Consider the following 1,149-nt stretch of genomic DNA (forward strand, 5'->3'; position numbering starts at 1 on the left):
CGATAGTTGATCGAGCAGTTCACCAAACAGCCACGTCATCACGTGGCGACGACGGTTGCGGTCGTCTTCCATCGTGCCGGACGTCACCTTCATGCCGGGCACGACGAGCCAGCGGGCTTTGACAGGCTCGCCGTCCCGCGCGATCGGGGCCTGCGTGCGCAGGGCAACGCTGCCCTGCCTGACCGCTTCCGTGGCGTTTTGTTCGCGATCTGCCGAGAACCGGTGAGCGGCGGCGATCACCGACAGTGGAATGCTTGCCGCCCTGAACACACTCTCATTGAAGGCCTGCACCGCTTCATTGTGCAGCGCTGTGTCCAGTTTGCGGCTCTCATAGACGCTGTACCGGCGCAAAACGATCCATACAGGGATACCCACCGGGAACAGGACGAGAGATGCCCAGAACTTCCATGTATGGGTGGGCATATCCTTCGGCCAGAAGAAGAGCACGGCAAACACGCCGACCAGGACCATCAGGAAGAAGGCAACGGTCCAGGCGAGCCGCGATGGCGGGCGCTCCGATACCGCTTCCTCAGGGGGGAGCAGCGAAAAATCAACAGCCATGGCGCACCTCCATCACCACATGAGAAGCGTCACCTCGATACGGTCGGCCATGAACGGTCCGAGCTCCGCAGAGGAAGAGAGTGCCTTCGGGTATCATGCCGAAGCCCCCCGGTTGCCCAACACGCGAATCACAACGGTTTCGACATCGTGGCTCTTCTGTAGTGCGGTCCGACCCATGGCATCGGTCATGCCTTTGATGCGGGTGCCGTCTTCACGCACGATCTCGTAGGACTGATGCTTGAGCACCTCACCAGTGACCTTGTTCCGAAGGACGTAGGGATCGTTAAACGCTGTCGTCGGAAGACTATTCATATGCTGGGCCAGCGAAGTGGGCCCCTGCCGGCTGAACGCAGCCGACTTGATGGTCCGGTCCCCGCGCGTGCCGTCCTCAATGCCCGTGGACGACAGGCGAAGATAGGAGCCACCACACTTGAGCAGCAGTTCCTCCCTGGCCTCGATCACGACGCGCCCGTTTGCACTGCTGATCGTCATGTTCTTGTCCGACAGCAGGCGCATCTCGTCGCTCTGGGCCTGGATTTCGACCTTGCCCTTTGCCGCAAACAGCTTGATGCCGAGCTTCTGCGCGAA

General features: G+C 60.9%; 1 protein-coding gene and 1 pseudogene. Both read right to left on the reverse strand.

The window, feature by feature from the left end; genetic code table 11:
- A pseudogene (locus CF70_RS15345) lies at positions 1-561 on the reverse strand (hypothetical protein); the annotation flags it as partial.
- Positions 562-654: 93 nt separating this feature from the next.
- The coding region (locus tag CF70_RS15350; RefSeq protein ID WP_035866163.1) for a DUF2345 domain-containing protein at positions 655-1,149 on the reverse strand (495 nt) is incomplete at its 5' end.

It is taken from the genome of Cupriavidus sp. SK-3 (genome assembly GCF_000611145.1).
Taxonomy (GTDB): Bacteria; Pseudomonadota; Gammaproteobacteria; order Burkholderiales; family Burkholderiaceae; genus Cupriavidus.